We start from the raw sequence: 933 nt of genomic DNA, 5'->3' as shown, positions 1-933 counted from the left end.
CGTTTCGTCAGAATCGTCCAAATAGGCCAATATTCCATTGATGATAGCATTACCTTGAACATGGATTCCGAAGCTATTACTCACCTTTCGATTTGGTGTTTCCTTGCTTTCTACCACCAAGGCCGAGGGGTATTCAAGAACCACATTTTTCTCCACATTTATTGATTCGGAGGCAATGGCCTGTAATGTTCCCTTAAACCCATTCTCTATGATAATTTTTGGCGCTACAAAAAGAACATCTTTGATAATGCTGTTGGCCTCTATTATGATGGTGCCATTAGCCTTAAGCACAATGTTCCCAGCAAGATTTGCTCCCGATATCCTCAATAGGTCGCCGTAGATGAATTTTATCGGTGATGCAAAGGAGTTGGCAAGCTTTAACTCGTCCCGGTAAGCCATGTGCGACTTCTCCATTCCAGTAAGGCTCTGCTTTAAAAGCGTTTTTAAATTGGTTCTAAGTTCATGATTAATGGTCGGAAGTTTTGAAGAACTCTGCTGCATGCCTCCAAAAATCGGAGTCTTGAATCGATAAAATTCCCCCCCGATGCCCCCAGGTCGAATCCCCTGTGTGGGCAAAAAGGCCTTACCTGTAATCTTTGATTTTCCAGCTATTACAAGGGGCCTGTTATTGTCCTGTAGATAAAGTGCAGCAAAATCCTGGTCCAATTTGCCTCCTATCAACGCTGTTTTAATAAATCTGTTTTTTCGGAATTTTGAGATAGCCACAAACTTTTCAAAAACACCCCAGTAGGACCTGACCAACGTAACCTTGATCCCATCTGAATCGTCTGAATCCAATAGAGTGGAATCATTCAAGGGAAAATTTTGTGATAGGGCATGATGGATGCCCCAATCGGCTTTTTTGACCAACGTAATGGTCTTTTCCGTTTTTTTGTCAAATTTATGGTGCACATGGTGCAACAGTACAAAGGT

1 protein-coding gene is annotated in these 933 nt (G+C 42.1%); it reads right to left on the bottom strand.

The window, feature by feature from the left end; genetic code table 11:
* A partial coding sequence (locus tag GTQ34_RS16605; RefSeq protein WP_166524927.1) for a hypothetical protein occupies positions 1-933 on the bottom strand: 933 nt, incomplete at both ends.

The sequence above is a fragment of the Flagellimonas ochracea genome (assembly GCF_009903685.1).
GTDB classification, from domain to species: domain Bacteria; phylum Bacteroidota; class Bacteroidia; order Flavobacteriales; family Flavobacteriaceae; genus Flagellimonas; species Flagellimonas ochracea.
This window is presented reverse-complemented; position numbering and strand designations above follow the sequence as displayed.